The organism is Burkholderia sp. Bp9004 (assembly GCF_003858025.1).
Classification (GTDB): domain Bacteria; phylum Pseudomonadota; class Gammaproteobacteria; order Burkholderiales; family Burkholderiaceae; genus Burkholderia; species Burkholderia diffusa.
On the sequence record NZ_QTQD01000055.1, the window covers coordinates 1 to 22,328 of the forward strand.

General features: G+C 66.8%; 19 protein-coding genes. 11 read left to right on the forward strand and 8 right to left on the reverse strand.

What is annotated here, in order from left to right; genetic code table 11:
• The 7 genes from DIE08_RS34250 to DIE08_RS34280 form a co-directional block, all read left to right on the forward strand.
• Nucleotides 1–2,296, forward strand: a 2,296-nt coding sequence (locus tag DIE08_RS34250; protein ID WP_185715945.1) for a YadA family autotransporter adhesin, incomplete at its 5' end; no start/stop codon positions are given.
• A gap of 123 nt (nucleotides 2,297–2,419) precedes the next feature.
• Entirely contained in the window at nucleotides 2,420–3,094 is a 675-nt protein-coding gene (locus tag DIE08_RS34255; RefSeq protein ID WP_124906266.1) for an OmpA family protein, read from the forward strand.
• 401 nt (nucleotides 3,095–3,495) lie between these two features.
• Nucleotides 3,496–4,641: a DUF2827 domain-containing protein gene (locus DIE08_RS34260; RefSeq protein ID WP_124906268.1), complete on the forward strand. Its 1,146-nt coding sequence runs from the start codon at nucleotides 3,496–3,498 to the stop codon at nucleotides 4,639–4,641.
• 14 nt (nucleotides 4,642–4,655) lie between these two features.
• A complete protein-coding gene (locus DIE08_RS34265) occupies nucleotides 4,656–5,810 on the forward strand; it encodes a DUF2827 domain-containing protein (RefSeq protein ID WP_124906270.1) in 1,155 nt (384 codons plus the stop codon).
• Between the two features lie 25 nt (nucleotides 5,811–5,835).
• Entirely contained in the window at nucleotides 5,836–6,303 is a 468-nt protein-coding gene (locus DIE08_RS34270) for a DUF4019 domain-containing protein (protein WP_124906272.1), read from the forward strand.
• A 28-nt stretch (nucleotides 6,304–6,331) separates the two neighbouring features.
• On the forward strand, nucleotides 6,332–7,468 hold the full coding sequence (locus DIE08_RS34275) for a DUF2827 family protein (protein WP_124906274.1): 1,137 nt from the start codon (nucleotides 6,332–6,334) through the stop codon (nucleotides 7,466–7,468).
• A 23-nt stretch (nucleotides 7,469–7,491) separates the two neighbouring features.
• Nucleotides 7,492–9,462 carry an FkbM family methyltransferase gene (locus DIE08_RS34280; RefSeq protein ID WP_124906276.1) on the forward strand — a complete coding sequence of 657 codons (1,971 nt, stop codon included), beginning with the start codon at nucleotides 7,492–7,494 and terminating at the stop codon, nucleotides 9,460–9,462.
• 42 nt (nucleotides 9,463–9,504) lie between these two features.
• Here the strand turns inward: DIE08_RS34280 and DIE08_RS34285 are convergent, their stop codons facing one another.
• Complete coding sequence (locus DIE08_RS34285) at nucleotides 9,505–9,945, reverse strand: hypothetical protein (RefSeq protein WP_124906278.1); 441 nt, start codon at nucleotides 9,943–9,945, stop codon at nucleotides 9,505–9,507.
• A 62-nt stretch (nucleotides 9,946–10,007) separates the two neighbouring features.
• The gene (locus tag DIE08_RS34290; protein ID WP_124906280.1) at nucleotides 10,008–10,811 is read right to left on the reverse strand and encodes an EAL domain-containing protein; all 804 of its coding nucleotides are present in this window, start codon (nucleotides 10,809–10,811) and stop codon (nucleotides 10,008–10,010) included.
• On the opposite strand from DIE08_RS34290, the gene DIE08_RS35875 reads away from it, so the two are divergent.
• Nucleotides 10,734–11,270, forward strand: a complete 537-nt coding sequence (locus tag DIE08_RS35875; RefSeq protein ID WP_185715946.1) for a hypothetical protein — start codon at nucleotides 10,734–10,736, stop codon at nucleotides 11,268–11,270. The two genes, DIE08_RS34290 and DIE08_RS35875, sit on opposite strands and share 78 nt — an antisense overlap.
• 282 nt (nucleotides 11,271–11,552) lie before the next feature.
• Here the strand turns inward: DIE08_RS35875 and DIE08_RS34295 are convergent, their stop codons facing one another.
• From DIE08_RS34295 to DIE08_RS34315, 5 genes are all read right to left on the reverse strand, one after another.
• Nucleotides 11,553–12,695 (reverse strand): DUF2827 domain-containing protein, encoded by a 1,143-nt coding sequence (locus DIE08_RS34295; protein ID WP_124906282.1) that lies wholly within the window; start codon nucleotides 12,693–12,695, stop codon nucleotides 11,553–11,555.
• A gap of 236 nt (nucleotides 12,696–12,931) precedes the next feature.
• On the reverse strand, nucleotides 12,932–14,932 hold the full coding sequence (locus tag DIE08_RS34300; protein WP_124906284.1) for an acetyl/propionyl/methylcrotonyl-CoA carboxylase subunit alpha: 2,001 nt from the start codon (nucleotides 14,930–14,932) through the stop codon (nucleotides 12,932–12,934).
• 36 nt (nucleotides 14,933–14,968) lie between these two features.
• Entirely contained in the window at nucleotides 14,969–15,754 is a 786-nt protein-coding gene (locus DIE08_RS34305) for an enoyl-CoA hydratase/isomerase family protein (RefSeq protein WP_124629762.1), read from the reverse strand.
• Nucleotides 15,755–15,771: 17 nt separating this feature from the next.
• Entirely contained in the window at nucleotides 15,772–17,379 is a 1,608-nt protein-coding gene (locus DIE08_RS34310) for a carboxyl transferase domain-containing protein (RefSeq protein ID WP_124629763.1), read from the reverse strand.
• 31 nt (nucleotides 17,380–17,410) lie between these two features.
• Nucleotides 17,411–18,592, reverse strand: a complete 1,182-nt coding sequence (locus tag DIE08_RS34315; RefSeq protein WP_059599720.1) for an isovaleryl-CoA dehydrogenase — start codon at nucleotides 18,590–18,592, stop codon at nucleotides 17,411–17,413.
• 171 nt (nucleotides 18,593–18,763) lie between these two features.
• Between DIE08_RS34315 and DIE08_RS34320 the strand changes: the two genes are divergently transcribed.
• The gene (locus tag DIE08_RS34320) at nucleotides 18,764–19,510 is read left to right on the forward strand and encodes a TetR/AcrR family transcriptional regulator (RefSeq protein ID WP_124906286.1); all 747 of its coding nucleotides are present in this window, start codon (nucleotides 18,764–18,766) and stop codon (nucleotides 19,508–19,510) included.
• Nucleotides 19,511–19,579: 69 nt separating this feature from the next.
• Here DIE08_RS34320 and DIE08_RS34325 read toward each other — a convergent pair whose 3' ends face one another.
• Nucleotides 19,580–20,068 (reverse strand): MarR family winged helix-turn-helix transcriptional regulator, encoded by a 489-nt coding sequence (locus DIE08_RS34325; protein WP_059532660.1) that lies wholly within the window; start codon nucleotides 20,066–20,068, stop codon nucleotides 19,580–19,582.
• 198 nt (nucleotides 20,069–20,266) lie between these two features.
• Between DIE08_RS34325 and DIE08_RS34330 the strand changes: the two genes are divergently transcribed.
• Both DIE08_RS34330 and DIE08_RS34335 read left to right on the forward strand, forming a co-directional pair.
• The gene (locus DIE08_RS34330; RefSeq protein WP_124906288.1) at nucleotides 20,267–21,346 is read left to right on the forward strand and encodes an aromatic ring-hydroxylating dioxygenase subunit alpha; all 1,080 of its coding nucleotides are present in this window, start codon (nucleotides 20,267–20,269) and stop codon (nucleotides 21,344–21,346) included.
• Entirely contained in the window at nucleotides 21,343–22,308 is a 966-nt protein-coding gene (locus DIE08_RS34335; protein WP_124906290.1) for a PDR/VanB family oxidoreductase, read from the forward strand. Before DIE08_RS34330 ends, DIE08_RS34335 begins: the two co-directional genes overlap by 4 nt.
• The last annotated feature ends 20 nt before the right edge of the window (nucleotides 22,309–22,328 follow it).

Sequence of the window (22,328 nt, forward strand, 5' to 3'; positions counted from 1 at the left end):
CGGCATCAGCTCGTTGTCCACGGGCCTCAGCTCGACCGATAGCTCGGTTACGTCGCTGTCGTCGTCCACGTCGACGGGTCTCTCGTCGGCAACCAGCTCGATCTCGTCGCTCTCGACGTCGACCTCGACCGGCATCAACTCGCTGTCGACCGGCCTCAGCTCGACCGATAGCTCGGTGGCTTCGCTGTCGACTTCCACGTCGACCGGCCTCTCGTCGGCAACCAGCTCGATCAGCTCGCTGTCCACGTCGACCTCGACCGGCCTGTCGTCCGCGACCAGCTCGATCGGCTCGCTGTCCACCAGCCTCAGCTCGACCAACAGCACGCTCACGTCGCTGTCCACGTCGACCGCAAGCAGCGTCACGTCGCTGTCCACGGGCCTGAGCTCGACCGACAGCTCGGTGGCGTCGCTCTCGACTTCGACGTCCACCGGCCTCTCGTCGGCGACGAGCTCGATCAGCTCGCTGTCGACTTCGACCTCGACCGGCCTGTCGTCGGCAACCAGCTCGATCAGTTCGCTGTCGACTTCCACGTCGACCGGTCTCTCGACGGCCACCAGCACGATCCTGTCGCTGTCCACGTCGACCTCGACCGGCCTGTCGTCGGCAACCAGCTCGATCACGTCGCTGTCCACCTCGACGTCGACCGCGATCGAAGCCGCGAAGACGCACTACTACAGCGTCAACGACAACGGCACGCAGCAAGGCAACTACGCCAACAACGGCGCGACGGGCGTCAACTCGCTCGCAGCCGGCGTGAACGCCAGCGCAGCAGGCGCCAGCAGCGTCGCGGTCGGCGACGGCTCGAACGCGGCATCGACCGGCGCGGTCGCCATCGGCCAGAACGCATCGGCCACTGGCGGCAAGGCGGTGTCGATCGGCTCCGGCAACACGGCGAGCGGCGACGGCGCGGTCGCGATCGGCGACCCGAGCATCGCAACGGGCACCGGCGCGGTGGCGATGGGCGCGAACGACACGGCGACCGGCACCGGGGCAGTGGCGCTCGGCAACGCGAACACGGCCACCGGCAACAGCGCGCTCGCCCTCGGCAACTCGAACCAGGCCACCGCGGACAACACGATCGCGCTGGGCAACAAGGCTGTCGCAAGCGCAACCGGCGCCCAGGCCTACGGTTCGGGTGCGTCGGCCACCGCCGCCGACGCGCTCGCCTTCGGCACGAATGCGCAAGCCAACGTCGCGAACTCGATCGCCCTCGGCGCGAACTCGGTCACGGGTACTGCGGTGGGCACGTCGAGCGCCACGATCGGCGGCGTCACGTACTTCTTCGCGGGCACCTCGCCAGTAGGCGTGGTCAGCGTCGGCGACGCAGCCACGGGCGCCACGCGTCAGATCACGAACGTCGCGGCAGGCCAGGTATCGTCCACCAGCACGGACGCGATCAACGGCAGCCAGCTCAACGCGACGAACCAGGCGGTCAACAGCCTGTCCACGTCGACCGCGTCGAACATCTCGTCGCTGTCGACCGGCATCGGTTCGCTGTCCACGGGCCTGAGCTCGACGAACAGCTCGCTGACGTCGCTGTCCACGTCGACCTCGACGGCGATCAACTCGCTGTCGACGGGCCTCAGTTCGACGAACAGCAACCTCACGTCGCTGTCCACGTCGACGTCGACCGGCATCGGCTCGCTGTCGACCGGCCTGAGCACGACGAACAGCACGGTGGCCTCGCTGTCGACCGGCGTGACGAATCTCGGCGATCAGGTGAGCCAGTTGTCGACCACGATCAACAACAACACGACGCGATCGGTGAACAACACCGCCGTCGCGGCCGACATGAACGGCACCGGCTCCGACCGGCCGACGGTCACCGCCGGCTCGAACTCGGTGGCGATCGGCGCGAATTCGAACGACGGCGGCCGTTCGAACGTGGTGTCGGTCGGCAGCGACACGCAGCAGCGCCAGATCACGAACGTCGCGCCGGGTACGCAAGGCACGGACGCGGTGAACGTGAACCAGCTGACGCAGGTGCAGACGACACTGTCGACGGCACTGTCGGGCCAGCAGGCGCAGATCAACTCGCTGGGTTCGCAACTGCAGCAGACCGACCAGATGGCGAAGCAGGGTATCGCGGCCGTCGGCGCGATGGCGTCGATCCCGCAGCTCGATCGCGACGCCAACTTCGGGATGGGTGTCGGCACCGCGTCGTTCCTGGGTCAGAAGGCGATGGCGGTCAACATGCAGGCGCGCATCACGGAGAACCTGAAGGCATCGATCAATGGCGGCTTCAGCGGCGGTCAGAAGGTGATCGGCGCCGGCATGCTGTACCAGTGGAAGTAACCCGTCGCGCCGCCACGCCGCCGGCTCACGAGCCGGACGGCACCGGGCGGCCCCGACGGCAGGACGAGCCCGCTGCGCAACGCGTGGCGGGCTTCAGTCAACCCAGGCATTGAGGACGTAATCGTGAACAAACTTGCTCTTGCGCTCGCGCTTTCCGCGACGGCCCTCGCCGCATGCTCGACCGCATCCGGCCCGACCTTCAGCGCATCCGAACTGCAGCCGCGCGACGGCGTGCGCACCTTCCAGGTGGACTGCCACGGCCTGCTGTCCGGCCCGCAGACTTGCATGAAGGCTGCTCGCAAGATCTGCGGCGACCAGCCGGTGCGCACCGTCGACTCGGCCCGTGCGCTGCGCGACGGCTCGGATCCCGCGACGCTCGTATTCCAGTGCGGTGCCGCGCCGGCCGCAGCGGCGTCGGCCGTCGAGCCGGCGCCCGCGCCCGCGGCCGCCGCGGTCGAACATGTGAACCTCGCGGGCGACGCGCTGTTCGCGACGGGCCTGGCCACGCTCACGCCGGCCGCGCGCGCGTCGCTCGACAAGCTGTTGAGCGAGCGCGAAGACCGCACGTACACGCAGGTGACGGTCACCGGCCATACGGATTCGGTCGGCAGCGACGCCGCCAATCTCGCGCTGTCGAAGCGCCGCGCGGAAACCGTCGCAAGCTACCTGAAGGCGCACGGGCTGAAAGCGCAGTCCGTATCGGTCACGGGCCGCGGCAGCGCCGACCCGGTCGCGTCCAACGCGACGGCCGAAGGCCGCGCGAGCAACCGCCGCGTCGAGATCTCGCTGCAGCGCTGAGCAGCCGGCCGTCGCGGGCTCGTGCGCCCCCCGCGCCTGCTCGCGACGGCCCTCACCGGCAGGACGCAGTTGCCCCGCCAGCACCCTGCTGCCCCCGTCGACCCCGCTTCGCCGGGGCCCCGGCTACCGCGCCGGCGGCTATGTCAAAGTTCGTCAGCCCCCTCCACAAAACGGCACCTTCCGTGCCACAATCGCCGCACACAGCTGCCGTGGCGTTCCGCCCGCGTCGCGTGCGGTGCCAGACACGCCCGACGACATTCCGGAATCCGGCGGCCGCATCGCGATCCACGCCGCTCGACGCGCATTCCAGTGCGCGCCGGCGCGAACGCGACCACGACAATCCACGGCGCGCCGTTTCGCGGCCACGGCCGGACACACGACGCCGCAGAGGAAACCAACCGGTGACGGACATCAATCAAGCCGCCTCGAGCGGCACCCGCAAGCAACGGCCGGCCGTCGGCATCTCGCTGTTTGCGCGGGACGGCCAGGCGATCTGGGAAAACGGCATTCACCAGAACATCGCGTTCCTCGCGATGATGCTCAAGCGCTCCGATCGCGTCGGCCCCGTCTATTTCCTGAATGGCGGCGACGCCAACGCACTGCCGACCGGCCTCGACCTCGACGGTCTCGACGTGCCGCTCGTGAAGCCTGCCGACGTCACGCACGAACTCGACGTCGTGATCGAGATGGGCGCGCAACTGCCGGTCGAATGGCTCAGGCACATGAAGGCACTCGGCAAGAAGATCGCTGCATTCTTCTGCGGCCACGTGTATGCCGGCGTATCCGAAACGCCGATCTTCGGCAAGCCGTCGGGACATGTTTTCAACGGTGCGCCGTTCGACGAGGTATGGCTGCTGCCGCAGTACGCGAAGACCGGTGCGCCGATGCTGCAAACCCTGTTGCGCGCGCCGGTGCACCTGATGCCGCACATCTGGTCGCCGTACTTCCTCGATCGCCGCATCGCCGCGCTGGCGAGCGAAGGCCTGACGTTCGGCTATCGGCCGGGCCGTCGTCCATGGAATCTCGCCACGCTCGAGCCGAACATCTCGGTCGTGAAGTCGTGCCACTACCCGATGCTCGCGTGCGACGAGTTCTACCGCGCACAACCGGACGCGGTGCAGCATCTGTTCGTCGTCAACTCGATACAGATGAAGGCACATCCGACGTTCGTGCACTTCGCGAACAGCCTCGACCTCGTGCGCCAGCACAAGGCGACGTTCGAGCCGCGCATCGACCTGCCGGGCTTCATGGCGCGCCACGCGGACGCCGTCGTGTCCCACCACTGGGAAAACGCGCAGAACTATCTGTACTACGACGTGCTGTACGGCGGCTATCCGCTGATCCACAACTCGACGCTGCTCGGCGACGCCGGCTACTACTACCCGGATTTCGATTCCGCCGGCGGTGGCCAGGCGCTGCGCGATGCATGGCTGCATCACGACGAGCGGCTCGACGACTATCGTGCGAAAGCCGACCGGCTGCTGCAGTCGGTCTCGATCGATAACCCCGCGAACCTGGACGCGTTCGTCGCGCGCCTGGTCGCCTGAACCGGAGCATACGCATGTCGGACTCCAAAGCCCGTCGAGCGCCCGGTGAGGGCAAGCGTCTCGTCGTCGGCGTATCGCTGTTCGTGCGCGGCGCCGGCCAGTCCCTATGGGAAAACGGCATCTTCCAGAACTGCCTGCTGCTGATCCTGCTGCTACGCCAGTCGCCGCTCGTCGCGGAAGCCGTGATGGTGAACGGCGGCGAACAGCTCGCCGATCCGCAGATGATGCTCGGCGAATGGGACGTGCCGCTGCTGTCGATGGACGAAGCGCTGGAGCGCTGCGACGTGCTGATCGAAATGAGCGCGCAGTTCGGCGCCGACTACCTGCGCGCGTTCAGCGACCGCGGCGGCAAGGTCGTCACGATGCGGGTCGGCAACGACTACGTGATCGACATCGAGCGGGCGATGTTCGACAAGCCGTCGGGCTTCCTGTTCTCGGGGGCGCCGTACGACGCGGTATGGACGATTCCGGAATTCGAGCGCTCATGCCTGCACTATTACCAGACGGGCCTGCGCGCGCCGGTGACGATCGTCCCGCACATCTGGCATCCGATGCTGTTCGACAAGGCACGCGCGACGCTCGGCGCCGGTTTGTCGTTCGGCTACCAACCCGGCAAGCCGCGCTGGCGCGTGACGATGTTCGAGCCGAACATCTGCATGGTGAAGACGAGCATCATCCCGATGCTGGTGACCGAGGAGGCGTATCGCGCGAAGCCCGAATTCCTCGAGTTCGTGCGCGTGTGCAACACGCTGCACCTGAAGGAACACGCGACGTTCGTCCACTTCGCGAAGAGCCTCGACATCGTCAACCACGGGATCACGACGTTCGAAAGCCGCTATGCGGTGTACGAGTTCATGGCCGCCTACGGCGACGCGGTGGTATCGCACACGTGGGAAAACGCGCAGAACTACCTGTACTACGAACTGCTGTACGGCGACTATCCGCTGATCCACAACTCGCCGTTCCTCGGCAAGGCCGGGTATTTCTATCCGGACTTCGATTGCCAGGCCGGCGGCCGCGCGCTGCTGCAGGCGTTCGCCGAGCACGATGCGAACCTCGACGCATACCGCGAGCAATCGAAGCACGTGCTCGACTCGGTCAGCATCTACAACCCCGACAACGTCGCCGCATATTCCGACGCGATCGCCTCGCTCTATCGCGACGCATGACGCGCCGCCTCCTCCGGACTCCGACATGAACGCATACCCGCCCCTCTCCCGTACGAAATGGCTGATCGGCTGCGCCATCGCGTCGATTGCGATCGGTGCGCACGCGCAATCCGGCGGCGAATCGGCCGACGCGCTGCTGCGCGATGCCGATGCGGTCTTCAAACAGCTCGACGCCGGCCAGTACGGCGCGGTGTGGAACGACTCCGCCGCGTTCGTGAAGGCGCACATCAAGCAGGAGCAGTTCGCCCTGGACATGCAGCGCGCGCGCCAATCGGTCGGCATGGTCAGCCATCGCGGCTGGGCACAGATCACGCGGATTCGCTACTCGAATTCATCGCCGACCCCCGACGGGCTTTATGCGAATGTCGACTATGCGACGACGCTCACGACCGGGACGACCGTGTACGAAAAGCTGAGCTTTCGCCTCGACGACGACGGCCGCTGGCACCTGACCGGCTACGTGCCGCGCCAGTCGCAGAACTACACGCCTTGAACCGCGCACCGTCCGCCCGGAGCTGCCGATGAAAATCAATGTCGCGATTTCGATGAACGTTCAGCGCGACGCGACGCAGTCGATCTGGTACAACGGCGCGAACCAGCATTGCGTGTACCTGTACATGCTGCTGAAACGCTCGCCGCTGATCGGCGAAGTGTGGCTCGCGCACGACGACGGCATCACCGACTACCCGCAGGCGCTGATGATGGACGCATTCGGCGACGCGCTGCGGCCGCTGTCGTCTATCGTCCACCAGACCGACCTGCTGATCGAGATGAACGCGTTCATCGATCCGTCGCACACGGACGCGGTGCGCCAGCGCGGCGGCAAGTGCGTGTCGTACCGCTTCGGCAATGACTACGTGATCGCGGTCGAGACGATCAACTTCGAGAAGAACAACTGGCGGCCGAACCCGAACCGCGTGCAATTCGACGAGATCTGGACCAACCCGCAGCACATGCACACGTGCGCGGCCTACTTCCAGGCCGTGTATCGCGCACCGGTGATCGAGCTGCCGCACATCTGGTCGCCGTACTTCATCGAACGCAGCCTCGACGCCGATCCCGAACTGAAGGCGCGCTTCGGCTACCGCAATCACGGCCCGGCCAAGCGCATCGCGTTCTTCGAACCAAACCTGAACGTCGTGAAGAGTTCGATCGTGCCGATGCTGGCCGCGAACGCGTGCTACGTCGAGCACCCGGAGCTCGTCGAGCACGTGTACATGACCAACACGTTCGACAAGAAGGAAAACGTCGCCTTCAAGCATCTCGCGCTCGGGCTCGAGATGGTGCGCGACGGCAAGGCGACGGCCGACGTGCGCGCGCCGTTCGTCGCGTGGGCCGCGCATCACACCGACATCGTCGTGTCGCACCACTGGGAAAACGGCCTGAACTACCTGCTGTACGACGCGCTGTACGGCAACTACCCGCTCGTGCACAACTCGCCGTTCCTGCGCGACGTCGGCTATTACTACCCGGACTTCGAGATCTTCGACGCGGCGCGCGCGATCGCGACCGCCGCGCAAACGCACGACGCGCGGCTCGACGATTACGCCGCAGCGGCCCGCCGCTGTCTGCAGCAGGTCGACACACTCGCCGACCACAACGTCCGCGCGTATTCCGAGCAGATCCAGCGCCTGTTCGCCGGGCGCGCGCTCGGCTGAGCGCATCCGTCCGCCATCGGCTCATGAAGCAAACCGTCCGCAACTTCGTCGTGATCGATTCGGTCCACGGCCCGTTCGTCATCGACCGGCGCAACACACGGCAAGCCGACGCGCTGATCAAGACCGGCCGGCCGCACAACCAGGCCGAGCTCGACGCGATCATGCAGGTGATCGACCAGTTGCCCGACGGCGCGATCGCGGTGGACGGCGGGGCGAATGCGGGACTTGTCTGCGTGCCGATCGCGCAGCGCTTGCGCGAACGCGGCGGCCACGTTCATGCGTTCGAGCCGCGGCGCACGCTGTTCCACGCGCTCGGCGGCACCGTCGCGCTCAACCAGATCCACAACCTTCATCTGCTGAACATGGGGCTCGCGAGCCGCAACGGCACGATGACGGTGCCCGACGTCGACGACGAACGGCCCGCCGACGCCGAACCGGCCGCACATGTCGACGCGCCCGCGGCCGACGGCACGCCAGCCCCGACGGTCAGGCTCGATTCGCTCGGCCTGCCGCGCCTCGATTTCCTGAAGCTCGACATCGATGGAATGGAGATCGACGCGCTGCACGGTGCACGCCAGTCGATCGAAACGCATCTGCCGTGGTGCTGGATCGCATACCGGGACGCGGATGACGCACGCGTCATCGCTACGTTCGCCGGCCTCGATTACACGTTCTACCGGCTCGACGGACCGAATCTGCTGTGCGTGCCGAACCCGCGCTGGGACCGGCAGCGCCTGTTCATCTCGGGCGAGCCGATCGGCGGTGCATCCGCTCGCGCACATGACGACGCGAATGCCGTCGCGGCCGCCGAGACCGACCCGCCCGAAACGCATTGGAACCGCGCGCTCGAACACGAGGCGCGCTGCGAATGGGGCCACGCGATCGGCCGCTGGCTGCGCGCGCGCGGCCGGGGCCTCGACGATGAGGCGATCGCGTTCCAGCTCGCGTCGTGCTACGGCTTCGCCGGCGCGCCCGACGCCGGGCTCGCGGCACTCGAACGCATCGGCGACCCGGCCGCGCTGCCCGATGCGCTGCGCGGGCGTGTCGAACTCGCGCGCTCGGCGCTGCTGCTGCGTGCCGGCCGGCGCGACGAAGCGGCGCGCGCGACCATCGCTAGCGAGAACGTGCTGACCGCCGCGCAGTTCGGGCTGCCGATCGAACGGCTTTACGACGGCCAGTCGCTGCACGGCAAGCGGCTGCTCGTGATCAGCTACGGCGGTGTCGGCGACCAGCTCCAGTACGCACGCTACCTGCATACGCTCGACGCGCTCGGCTGCGCGGCGGTGACGGTCATCGTCCCCGCCGCGCTGGCCAGTCTGATGCGCCATACGTTCCCGCGCATCGAATTCGTCGGCGCGCACGGCGCGTGGGTCGACACGTCGCAGCTTGCGCACGACTACTGGTGTTCGTTCCTGGTGCTGGCCGCGCAGTTCGGCTATGCGCCTGCACCGGCCGGCGCGCCGGCCGCGTACCTGTCGTGTCCGCCCGAACGGGCGACCGCCTGGCGCGAACGCGTCGCGCGCGACGGCAACGCACCGGGCACGCGCCGCATCGGCCTCAACTGGCGCGGCCGCGACGAAAGCGATGCGCGCTTCCTGCGCGCGGCCAGCCTGCGCGATCTCGCGCCACTGGCGCGACTGCATGGCCATGCCGCGTACTGCATCAACCGCGACATCGCCGCGCACGCCGAGCCGTCGGATTTGCCGGTCACGTTCCCGCATCATGCGATCGGCGATTTCAGCGATCTGGCCGCGCTGATGCTCGCGATGGATGCCGTGGTCACCACCTGTACCGCGCACATCCACCTGGCCGGCGCGCTGGGTGTGCCCGCGGTCCTGCTGCTGAGCCCGAAAGCCGATGCGCGCTGGGAAACCGGCTCACGTACCGCGCTGTATCCGGGCATCCGGATCGTGCGCGCCGCGCATCCGGGCCAATGGGACGATGCTGTCGATCGCGCGCTGGCGCTCGTGCTCGGGGAATTCGGAAAAGACTGACGGGGGGCCTGGCGGGCGCCGCACGCCCGTGATCGGCGAGCGTCAGGCGCGGCGCGCGAGCGGACGCCAGGGCGGCACACCGTCGCCGCCGTGCGTGGCAAACAGGCGGCCATGCCGGCGTCCGATTCGCGCGAGCCCAGCGAAACAGCGGAGCGCGGCACGGCTGGCCTGGCCGACGTGCCGAGCGAGGCTGCCGGATACACCGCGCGCAATTGCCGAATCGTCGCCGTAGGCGCCCGCAAACACGCCGGCATAGTAGTGCCGCGCCGCGATTTCGCAGCCGTCGGCGTCGAGCGGCTTCATCCGGTGAATATGATGCGCAACGGCCTTCAGGCCATCGAGATACGGTGCGACGTCGAACCGTGCATCGGTCGATTCGGCGCCGAGCTGCGACAGCATGTCTGCCAGTTCGGCGATCGCGACGAGTTCGCACGCATCGGCCGCCCGCGTGCCCGTTCCATGCCCGGCTTTCGTCGTCGCCATACCCACGCCCCTTTCCGATCCTTCGTTGCCCTGTGTCGGCACGCCGCGCCCGCGCCACGGTGTCATGCGGCGGCCGGTGACCGCCATGTAAAGCGGATGCCCTGTGCCCAGGCGACACCGGAATCCAGGATGATCTGCCGGTCGATCTCGTTCTCCACGCCTTCGACGACGACGTGCCGCGCGCTCTCGTGCGCGAACGCGATCAGCCGGCGAAACTGGTAGCGCCCGATCGCGTTGCGCTTGATCAGCGACAGGACCGACCTGTCGAGCTTCACGATATCGGGGTTGCCGACCACCAGGTTGTTCAGAGCGCTGAAGCCGACGCCGAAGTCGTCGATCGCGACACGGCACCCGATCTGGCGAAACCGGTTCACGAACGACCGGCCCGCGACGGGATTCAGCGGCCCCGTCTCGGTAATCTCGACGACCAGCCGCGCCGCGACCGACGGCTCTCGCTCGAGCCGCCTGAAAATGGCCAGCCACGCGTCGTCCACCACCGCGCTCATCGCCGCGACGTTGCAGCCGTACACGGCCTTCGGATCGGCACGCAGCGCGTCGATCGTCCGGCCCACTACGAGCCGGTCGAACCAGCGCATCAGCCCGAGCGATTCGAGGCGCGGCAGGAACGCGAGCGGCGGCAACGCCTCGCGCGATCCCCAGCGCAGCCGCGCGAGGCATTCGTGATACAGCACGCCGCCCGACAGGTCGGCGCGGCAGACCGGCTCGCGCGCGAATCCGAGCCGGCTTTCGACGAAACTGCGTACCGACGCAAGGTCGGGGTGATCGTCATGCGCGCCGAACACGAGATCGATCTCGTTCCGATTCGCTACGCTATTCGCCTCAAGGCGAGGTTCGACCGCATTCATCCGGCGCTCCGGCAAATGTCGGACCGCCGACGACGGCCCGCGCTCTCGATTCATATGGCGCGAGCCGACCACGACACGCACCACCGCCTACCCGGCCCATCCTCTTGTTTCGATCTTTTCCGGGAGCGTACTTTTTATTTCGGTGCGCCGTCAAACCCGATATTGTCAACGATATTCAAACACGGAAAATACACCACGCGCACACGTCGGCAACAGTGCGGCAGACTACACAAAATCGACTGCAAAGCACCAATCTATATCGTTTATTTTCTCCACCCGCCCGGCGATTCAGATTACCGCAAGACTCGTTTCAAAAATCGGATGTTTGGTGTTTTGTATGATAAATATCCGTCGGCGATATCCTGCCCGGACCCAACGCCGGGATTCGCCGCAACCGTCCGCACGTTGTGCCGCCATGGCTCGGCACGGCGCATTCGGTCTCCGCAGAATTCAATTTGATCGTTTCAAACGATATTGATAATACTCAAATATTAATCAGACCATTTTGAGACGATAATATCGAGTCGAATTATGCGACGACCAACGATTGAAAGATGTTTAACAATCTTTCCGACTTGTTAACCTTTAAAATAATTTCTGACGGACTTCCCTCGGAGCCGTCAAATTCGTGCCTTAAAAACCGTCGAATCTCCCCGGTTCGACGGTTTCTTTTTTAATGGCATCATTTCTTCAGACATTGCCGCGGCCAATCCGGATGACGGCATGCGGCAACGCGCAACCTTATGCCGCCGTCGCGCCGATCAGGTTCGCGAGCAGCGCATCGTATTCGGCGACGAGCGCGGGGTTCGCCGACGTATAGCGGCCGAGGATCTCGCGCTGGCGCCGCGTGTAGCCTTGCCAGTCGTCGTCGTGCGTGTGCAGCGCGTGCAACAGCGCTTCCGTGCCCTTCTGCACGTCGTTGTCCGGGTAGTAGTAGCCGAGATCAGGTGCGAGGCTCGCGTTGTGCACAAGCGGATAGCCCTGCCAGCACACGTCGAAATAGAAGTAGTTGAGCGGGTTCGACCATTGATGCGACACCACGATGTCGGTCAGGTCGGCCAGGAACAGCGGCGTGTCGAAACGACCGACGAAGCTCGCCTTGCCGGCGCGCACGATGTCCAGGTAGTTCATCAGCATCACGAACTCTGGGCTGTCATGCGCGAGCCGGTCGGCGTTAGTCACGTGCGTGAAGCAGATCGCATCGGGGTCGCGGCGATACGCTTCGTCGATGATCAGCATTGGGTACACGCAGAACTTCACGACGTTGTGGTTCGGCTCCATCACCGTAAGCCGCTTGCCCGGCTCGGTGCGCGGGCGGTACTCGCCGTGCTCGGGCAGCGATGCCGCTCGCGCGTCGAGGAACATCGGATCCCACACGAACGGCACGACGCGCCCCGGGCAGCGGCGCAGCGACTGCAGGAACGGCAGCGACGACGGCGCGATCTGCGGAATCGCCCACACCTCGTCGTAGCCGCGGTTGATGAACAGCGAATCCCACAACCGGCGTCCGAACAGCATCGATTCCATCGCGTTGATGTACTCGACGCCGCAGCAGTAGCTGACGATCTTCGCGCCGCGCGCCTTCAGGTAGGCCGTCTGCGCGGCGTCGATCTGGCCGCCGAGTTCGATCACCACGTCGAGCGCATCCTTCATGTCCGCGAACGCGCGCGTGTCGTACACGGTGCGATCCCACGGCAGCGCGTCGGTCAGCGGCACGTCGGTCGTGTTGACCAGCGTCACGTGGTAGCCATGCGGCGACGCCATCAGCAGCTTCGCGAGAAACAGCGCGTTCTGCTTGATGCCGTTGATCCACAGGCTTTCGTCGGGGGTGCGCAGTCCGATCGTGATACCGATGCGCAGGCCGTTCAGGACAGGAGACGTCATCGTCGGCGGGGTGGGAAGTTGAATGGACGCAGTGTAGCGCGGGGCAAGCGGCCGCGCGAGCAATCCGCCAGTCTAGCGGAACGCCGGCCGCCAGACTGTCATGCATGGTCATACGCGGTGCCAACGGCCCGGGTTGGCCACCGGGCGCACCGCACGGGACGCCACGCGCCAGATGCGACGAGGCCGGCGCCGCACCGCGAGGCGCCACGCCGGCCCGTGCGCGACGCACGCCCCGGTCAGCCTTCAGCCATCATCAGCAGCTGCGCGCCATCCGCGACCTGGTCGCCGACGCCGTACAGCACTTCGGCGACGACGCCCGCGCCCGGCGCGCCGATCGTGTGCTCCATCTTCATCGCTTCCATCACGATCAGCGGCGTGCCGGCCTCGACTTTCTGGCCCGGCTCGACCAGCACCGCGATCACCTTCCCGGGCATCGGCGCAGTGAGGCGGCCGCCGCCATGCTCGGCATCGCCCGCGTGCGCAAGCACGTTCCGCCATTCGAAGGTCTCGGCGACACCCTGCGTGAACACGTGGAAACTGTCGCCGTCGGCGTACACGCGGCCGCTGCTGCGCACGCCGTCGAGCGTCACGTCGAAGTCGAGCGGCGTTGCGCCGCGCGTCCACGCGAACGGCTGCGCGGCCGCGTCGCCGGTGGCGAGGCGCGTGCTGTCGCCGCCGTCCTCGTAGGTGACCGTCACGTCCGCTTCGCGTTCGGGCGCATGCCACTCGAGCGTGCGGCGATAGCCGCCGTTCAGCCGCCAGTCCGGCAGCGCACGCCACGGCGACGCGCCTTCCCGTGGGGCCGCGTCGCGTTCGCGCGCGAGCAGCGCCGCGCAGGCCAGCGCGAGCGTCGCGCGCGGCGGCCGTTGCGGCGCGAACAGCGCATCGTGGTTGCGCTCGATCAGGCCCGTGTCGAGATCGGCGATTGCGAACGGCTCGCAGGTGACGATCCGCTGCAGGAACGCGGCGTTCGTGTGCAGGCCGACCACCTCGCACGCACGCAGCGCGCGCAGCATCCGGCCGAGCGCCTCCGCGCGATCCGCGCCGTGCACGATCAGCTTCGCGATCATCGGATCGTAGAACGGCGTGATCGCGTCGCCCTCGCGCACGCCGCTGTCGATGCGCACTGGCGCGCCGATCGCGAACTCGACGCCTTCCGGCAGCCGCAGGTGCTTCAGCGTGCCGGTGGACGGCAGGAAGCCGCGCGCCGGATTCTCCGCATAGAGACGCGCCTCGATCGCATGCCCGTGCACGCGCAGTTCGTCCTGCTGCAGCGGTAGCGGCTCGCCCGATGCGACGCGCAGTTGCCACTCGACGAGATCGAGCCCCGTGACCATCTCGGTGACCGGATGCTCGACCTGCAGGCGCGTGTTCATTTCCATGAAGTAGAACGCTTCGCCCGTCATGATGAATTCGACGGTGCCCGCGCCGACGTAATTCACCGCACGCGCGGCCGCGACAGCCGCCTCGCCCATCGCCTGGCGCACGTCTTCATGCAGCCCCGGCGCCGGCGCTTCCTCGAGCACCTTCTGGTGACGGCGCTGCACCGAGCAGTCGCGGTCGAACAGGTAGACGGTGTTGCCGTGCGTGTCGCCGAACACCTGCACCTCGACGTGACGCGGGCGCGTCAGGTATTTCTCGATCAGCACGCGATCATTGCCGAAGCTGCTCGCGGCCTCGCGCTGGCACGACGCGAGCGCCGCCGGAAAGTCCTCGGAGCGCTCGACCACGCGCATGCCCTTGCCGCCGCCGCCCGCGCTCGCCTTGAGCAGCACCGGGTAGCCGATTGCGTCGGCTTCGCGATGCAGGTGGGCTGCATCCTGGTCGTCGCCGTGATAGCCGGGCACGAGCGGCACCGCGGCCGCGTGCATCAGCGCCTTCGCGGCGGCCTTCGAGCCCATCGCCGCGATCGCGTCGACCGGCGGCCCGATGAACGCAATGCCGGCCGCTTCGCACGCGTGCGCGAAATCCTCGTTCTCCGACAGGAAACCGTAGCCCGGGTGGATGGCCTGCGCGCCGGTCGCGCGCGCGGCCTCGATGATGCGCTCGATGCGCAGGTAGCTGTCCGCGGCCGCCGAGCCGCCGATGTGCACGGCTTCGTCGCACGCTGCGACGTGTTTCGCGTTCGCGTCCGCGTCGGAATAGACGGCGACGCTCGCGATCCCGAGACGTTTGCACGTCGCGGCGACGCGGCAGGCGATTTCGCCGCGGTTGGCGATCAGAATCTTGTCGAACATGGCTTCGGTGTCGTCCGGAAAGTTAGGGGCACGCCGTCATTCACGCCACGAAGGCGTGCGTTTCTCGAGGAAGGACGCGATCCCTTCGCGCGCTTCCGCGCCGGCGCGGGTCCGCGCAATCCAGTCGGCGGTCTGCTCGATCAGCGTCGCGTCGAGCGGCCGGCCGGCCACGTCGGCGACGAGCCGCTTGCACGCACGCACCGCATCGGGGCCGTTCGCGACGAGCGTCGCGGCCAGCTTCGCGACCGTTTCGTCGAGCGCCTCGGCCGGCACGGCATCGTGAATGAAGCCGAGCGACGCGGCGCGCGCGCTGTCGAACACTTCGGCCGTCGTGAAGTAGCGGCGTGCCGCGCGCTCGCCCATCGCGCGCACGACGTACGGCGCGATCGTTGCCGGAATCAGCCCGAGCCGCGCTTCGGACAGGCAGAACTTCGCGCCTTCGGCGGCGATCGCGATGTCGGCCGCCGCGACGAGGCCCACGCCGCCCGCATACGCGTCGCCGTGCACGCGCGCGATCACCGGCTTCCCGCAGCGATGGATCGCCTCGAGCATCCGCGCGAGCTTGCGCGCGTCGGCGCGATTCTCGTCGTCCGAGTAACCGGCCATCTTCTTCATCCAGTTCAGGTCCGCGCCCGCGCAGAACGCCGCGCCTTCCGCCGCGAGCACGACAGCGCGCACGCCGGCGTGCGCATCGAGCCACTCGAACGCGGTGGTGAGCTCGGCGATCGTCGTCTCGTTGAACGCGTTGCGCACGTCGGGCCGCGCGAGCGTGACGGTCGCCACGCGGTTTGCTTCGTTGACCTTGATGGTTTCGTATCGCATCGTCCGCCCCTCGCTCGTTACATCCGGAACACGCCGAAGCGCGTATCGTCGATCGGCGCGTTCATCGATGCGGCAAGGCCGAGGCCCAGCACGTCGCGCGTCTGCGCAGGGTCGATCACACCGTCGTCCCACAGCCGCGCGCTCGCGTAATACGGATGCCCCTGGCGCTCGTACTGGTCGCGGATCGGCTGCTTGAACGCCTCTTCTTCGTCGCTCGACCACGAACCGCCCTTCGCCTCGATGCCGTCGCGGCGCACTGTCGCGAGCACCGACGCGGCCTGCTCGCCGCCCATCACCGAGATGCGTGCGTTCGGCCACATCCACAGGAAACGCGGGCCGAATGCGCGGCCGCACATCCCGTAGTTGCCCGCGCCGAACGAGCCGCCGATGATCACCGTGAACTTCGGCACCTTCGCGTTCGACACGGCCGTCACCATCTTCGCGCCATGGCGCGCGATGCCTTCGTTCTCGTACTTGCGGCCGACCATGAAGCCCGTGATGTTCTGCAGAAACACGAGCGGAATCTTGCGCTGGCAGCACAGCTCGATGAAATGCGCGCCCTTCACGGCCGATTCGGAGAACAGGATGCCGTTGTTCGCGACGATCCCGACCGGATGGCCCCAGATGTGCGCGAAGCCCGTGACGAGCGTCGTGCCGAAGCGCGCCTTGAATTCGTCGAACTCCGAATCATCGACGATGCGCGCGATCACCTCGCGCACGTCGAACGGCTTGCGCGTGTCGACCGGAATCACGCCGTACAGGCTCTTCGCGTCGTAGCGCGGCGGCTTCGGTTCGCGCACCGCCACCGGCGATGCGATCTTCGGCGCGAGATGATCGACGATGTTGCGCGCGATCGACAGCGCATGCGCGTCGTTCTGCGCGAGATGGTCGGCCACGCCCGACAGGCGCGTGTGCACGTCGCCGCCGCCGAGATCCTCCGCGCTCACTTCCTCGCCGGTCGCGGCCTTCACGAGCGGCGGGCCGCCGAGAAAAATCGTGCCCTGGTTCTTCACGATGATCGACTCGTCGCTCATCGCCGGCACGTACGCGCCGCCCGCCGTGCACGAGCCCATCACGACAGCGATCTGCGCGATTCCCGCGGCGGACATCGTTGCCTGGTTGAAGAAGATGCGGCCGAAGTGGTCGCGATCGGGAAACACGTCGTCCTGGTTCGGCAGGTTCGCGCCGCCCGAATCGACGAGGTACACGCACGGCAGCCGGTTTTCCGCGGCGATTTCCTGCGCGCGCACGTGCTTCTTGACCGTCATCGGGTAGTAGGTGCCGCCCTTGACCGTCGCGTCGTTGCATACGATCACGCACTCGCGGCCCGCGATCCGGCCGATCCCGGTGATCACGCCCGCGCCTGGCGCGTCGTCGTTGTACATGCCGTTCGCCGCGAGCTGCGACAGCTCGAGGAACGGCGCACCCGGATCGAGCAGCTGCGCAATACGGTCGCGCGGCAGCAGCTTGCCGCGCGACAGATGCTTGTCGCGCGCGGCCTGGCCGCCGCCTTGCGCGAGCTGTTCGATCTTCGCGCGCAGGTCGGCGACGACCGCCTCCAGCGCCGCGGCGTTCGCGCGGAATTCTTCCGAACGCGGGTTCAGTTTCGATTCGATGATCGGCATCGACGGGGCTCCGTTCGCGTATCGTGGGGCGTTACATCGTTTCCGCGAACAGCTCGCGGCCGATCAGCATGCGGCGGATCTCGCTCGTGCCGGCACCGATCTCGTACAGCTTCGCATCGCGCCACAGACGGCCGACCGGGTATTCGTTGATGTAACCGTTGCCGCCAAGGATCTGGATCGCCTCGCCGGCCATCCACGTGGCCTTCTCGGCCGTGTAGAGGATCACGCCCGCGCAGTCCTTGCGCACCTGGCGAATGTGGTCGCTGCCCGCCGAGTCGAGATGGCGGCCGACCGCATACAGGTACGCGCGGCACGCCTGGAACGTGGTGTACATGTCGGCGACCTTGCCCTGGATCAGCTGGAATTCGCCGATCGACTGGCCGAACTGCTTGCGGTCGTGGATATACGGCACCACCGCGTCGAGACACGCGGCCATGATGCCCGTCGGGCCGCCCGACAGCACCGCGCGTTCGTAGTCGAGGCCGCTCATCAGCACCTTCACGCCGCCGTTGAGCTGACCGAGGATATTCTCCTCCGGCACCTCGACGTCCTGGAACACGAGTTCGCCCGTGTGCGATCCGCGCATGCCGAGCTTGTCGAGCTTCTGCGCGACCGAGAAGCCCTTCATCCCCTTCTCGACGATGAACGCGGTGATGCCGCGCGGGCCGGCGTCGATGTCCGTCTTCGCGTAGACGACGAGCGTGTCGCAGTCGGGGCCGTTGGTGATCCACATCTTCGTGCCGTTGAGCACGTAGCGGTCGCCGCGCTTGTCCGCGCGCAGCTTCATGCTGACGACGTCGGAACCCGCGTTCGGCTCGCTCATCGCGAGCGCGCCGATGTGTTCGCCCGACACGAGCTTCGGCAGATATTTCTGCTTCTGCGCCTCGGTGCCGTTGCGGTGGATCTGGTTCACGCACAGGTTCGAGTGCGCGCCGTACGACAGGCCGATCGACGCCGATGCGCGCGAGATCTCTTCCATCGCGACCATGTGCGCGGTGTAGCCCATGTTCGCGCCGCCGTATTCCTCGGCGACCGTCATGCCGAGCACGCCGAGATCGCCGAACTTCTTCCACAGATCCATCGGAAACTGGTCGGTGCGGTCGACTTCCGCCGCGCGCGGCGTGATTTCCTTGGCCGCGAACGTCGCGACGGCGTCGCGCAGCATCTCGATGTCTTCACCGAGCATGAATTGCACACCGGGCAGGTTGATCATGTCTCCTCCGTCTCCAGAAAGTGGGTCGCACGCGCCGATTTCTGAGTGTCGCTCAAATCGGATCAATGCGTCGATTCATTAAGCCAATACAGCGTAAATTTTGCACAGTTTCGCGCCTCGTCCGGCTTGGCGTCAATAGTTTTTTGAGTGACACTCAGATATCATTGCAGCATGACAGCCGCTACCGCCGACACCATGACCGCCACCGCCAAAGCCGACCACCCCGAGCCGTCGCGCGCACCTGCCGGGCGCAAGTCCCAGCAGCGCGTGCAGGACATCCTGCGCGCCGGTCGTGAAGTGTTCGCCGAAAAGGGTTACGAGCATGCGACGGCCGCCGAGATCGCGCAGCGCGTCGGCGTATCGGAGGCGACGGTGTTCAGCTACTTCCGCGGCAAGCGCGAGCTGTGCGCGCGCGTGATTGCCGACTGGTATGACGAAATCATTGCCGCATTCGAACTCGGGATGCCGCAGGAAGCGTCGGTGCAGCAGCAGTTCGCGTTCATCGTGCGCACGCACCTGCGGCTAATGCTGGTGAACGGCACCGGGCTGTGCGCGCTGGTGCTGTCGGAGGGGCGGGCGAAGCAGCATGCGTTGAGCGACGAGCTCACCGCGCTGCAGCGCCGATACACGGCGCCGCTGATGGACGTACTCGCGCGCGGCCAGGCGGCCGGGCAGGTACGCGGCGACATGCCGCTGAGCCTGCTGCGCTCGATGGTGTTCGGGCCGATCGAGCACGTGCTGTGGGATGCGATCCTCGGGCACCGCAAGCTCGATACGGAAACGACGGCCACCCAGCTCGTGGACATGCTTTGGGCCGCCGTGCAGCCGCCCGCGCCGGAACAAGCGGCGCTCGTGCGCTTCAGGAACGAGGTCGCGGAAGCGGTGCGGCGGCTGGAAGGGGAAGCGTCACGCCCATAATGCAGGCAGGCGGCGCGAAGCTGCTGCCGCCTTGCCGCATCTGCTCTTCCATCGCGCGGAAATCAGCCGCTACGACTCCTCGCCGACCCGCAGCGGCGCACGGCTCTGCTCGTTGTTCAAATGAACGAACTTGCGCAACAGGCGCATCAGTTCCCGCGAATCGTCCTCCCCCATGCCGTCGAACAGGCCGGCGCGCAGTTCCTGCACCGACGGAATCAGGTGCGTGAGCAGCTCGACACCCGCCGGCGTCAGCAACAAGCGCCGCTGACGCCGCGGTAACACTTCGCGAACGATCAATCCTTTCGCTTCGAGCCGGACCGCGAGGTCCGCGGTCGTCGACGTGTCGAGCGCCACTCGCTGCGCGAGCGTCACCTGATCGAGCCCCGGGCACTCGTAGAGCATCCGCAGGACCGCGTACTGCACGGGCGTCACGTCCCGGCCAAGCTTCTCGTAGAACATCGCAACCGCGATCTGGTGCGCGCGCCGGATCAGGTGCCCGGGTTCGTCGTACAGGTCGAGCGGGAAAGCGGGCGCGTCGGCGGGATTCGTTTTTTCCATGAATGAGTCGATGACATAGGCGGCGCACGCTGTTGCGTGCGCCGACGGCATGGCGCTGCGTCGCGCCATTTCCCGGGAAAACCAGTATACCGCTCGCCTTGCCCTGACCAACGTCAATAAGTACACTGAATCTCATTCAGTACACGGAATGAAGGATTGCCGCGCACCGGCGGCACCGCCCTGAAGGAGACGAAGAACGTGTTTCTCAAGAACGCTTGGTATGTCGCGTGCACGCCCGATGAAATCGACGGCAAGCCGCTGGGCCGCAAGATCTGCAACGAGTCGATGGTGTTCTACCGCGCGGCGGACGGCCGGGTCGCCGCGCTCGAAGACTTCTGCCCGCACCGCGGCGCGCCGCTGTCGCTGGGATTCGTGCGCGACGGCGTGCTCGTGTGCGGCTATCACGGGCTCGAAATGGGCTGCAACGGCAAGACGGCCGGCATGCCGGGCCAGCGCGTCGGCGGCTTTCCGCCGATTCGCAGCTTTCCGGTAGTCGAGCGGTATGGATTCGTCTGGGTGTGGCCCGGCGATGCGTCCGCGGCCGATCCCGACAAACTGCCCGCGCTCCAGTGGGCCGAAGATCCTGCCTGGGCACACGGCGGCGGCCTGTATCACATCCGTTGCGACTACCGGCTGATGATCGACAACCTGATGGACCTCACGCACGAGACCTACGTGCATGCGACGAGCATCGGCCAGAAGGAAATCGACGAAGCGCCGCCGAAGACGACCGCCAACGGCGACGAAGTCGTCACGAGCCGCTTCATGGAGAACGTGATGCCGCCGCCGTTCTGGCGGATGGCACTGCGCGGCAACGGGCTGGCCGATGACGTGGCGGTCGACCGCTGGCAGATCTGCCGCTTCACGCCACCGAGCCACGTGATGATCGAAGTGGGCGTCGCGCATGCAGGCCACGGAGGCTACGACGCGCCGGCCGAGCTGAAGGCGTCGTCGATCGTGGTCGACTTCATCACGCCGGAGACGGACACGTCGATCTGGTATTTCTGGGGGATGGCGCGCAACTTCCGGCCCGACGATCACGCGTTGACCACCGAGATCCGCGACGGTCAGGGCAAGATCTTCGCCGAGGATCTCGAGATGCTCGAGCGCCAGCAGCTCAACCTCGAGCAGTGGCCGGACCGCAAGCTGCTCAAGCTCAACATCGACGCCGGCGGCGTGCTGTCGCGCAAGGTGATCGAGCGGCTGCTCGCCGACGAAAGCGCATCGAATCCGCAGCGGCCCGTGATTCCGGTCGCGCAGATCAAGGAGGCGTCATGAGCGCCGCGACGCTGACGGTCCGGGTGGCCCGCAAGTGGCAGGAAGCGCGCGACATCTGCGGTTTCGAATTCGTCAGCGATGACGGGTCGCCCTTGCCGCGCTTCGACGCCGGCGCGCATATCGACGTGTATTTGCCGGGCGGGCTCGTGCGCCAGTACTCGCTGTGCAACCACCCCGAACACGGCGATCGCTACCAGATCGCGGTGCTGCGCGATGCCGAGGGTCGCGGCGGGTCGCGCACCATTCACGATGACGTCCGGCAAGGCGATACCGTACGGATCGGCATGCCGCGCAATCAGTTTCCGCTCGCGCCCGACGCGCCGCACCACCTGTTGCTCGCGGGCGGGATCGGCGTCACGCCGATTCTCTGCATGGCAGAACGGCTGTTCGCGTCCGGCACGCCCTTCGACATGCACTACTGCGCGCGTTCGACCGATCGCATGGCCTTTGTCGAGCGGATCAAAGCAGCCGGGTTCCGCGACCGCGCCCGCTTCCACGTCGACGACGGCGACCCCGCGCAACGCCTCGACCTGCCCGCCGTACTCGCCGCAGCGCCTGATGGCACCCACCTGTACGTATGCGGCCCGCGCGGCTTCATGGACGCGGTGCTGAACGCCGCGCGCGATCGCAACTGGGCCGACGAGCGGCTGCATTACGAGTTCTTCGGCGGCGCAGTTGCGTCGTCCGGCGCGGATCGCGCGTTCCAGGTCCGCCTCGCGAGCAGCGGCAAGGTGATCGACGTGCCGGCCGAATGCACGGTCATCGCCGCGCTGGCAGCCAACGGCGTCGATGTGCTCACGTCGTGCGAGCAAGGTGTATGCGGCACCTGCGTGACGCGCGTGCTCGAAGGCGAGCCCGACCATCGCGATTCGTATCTGACGGAAGCGGAACAAGCGGCCGGCGACCAGTTCATGCCGTGCTGCTCGCGATCGCGAAGCGATCTGCTGGTACTCGACCTGTAGACGGACCGCCCGACACGAGG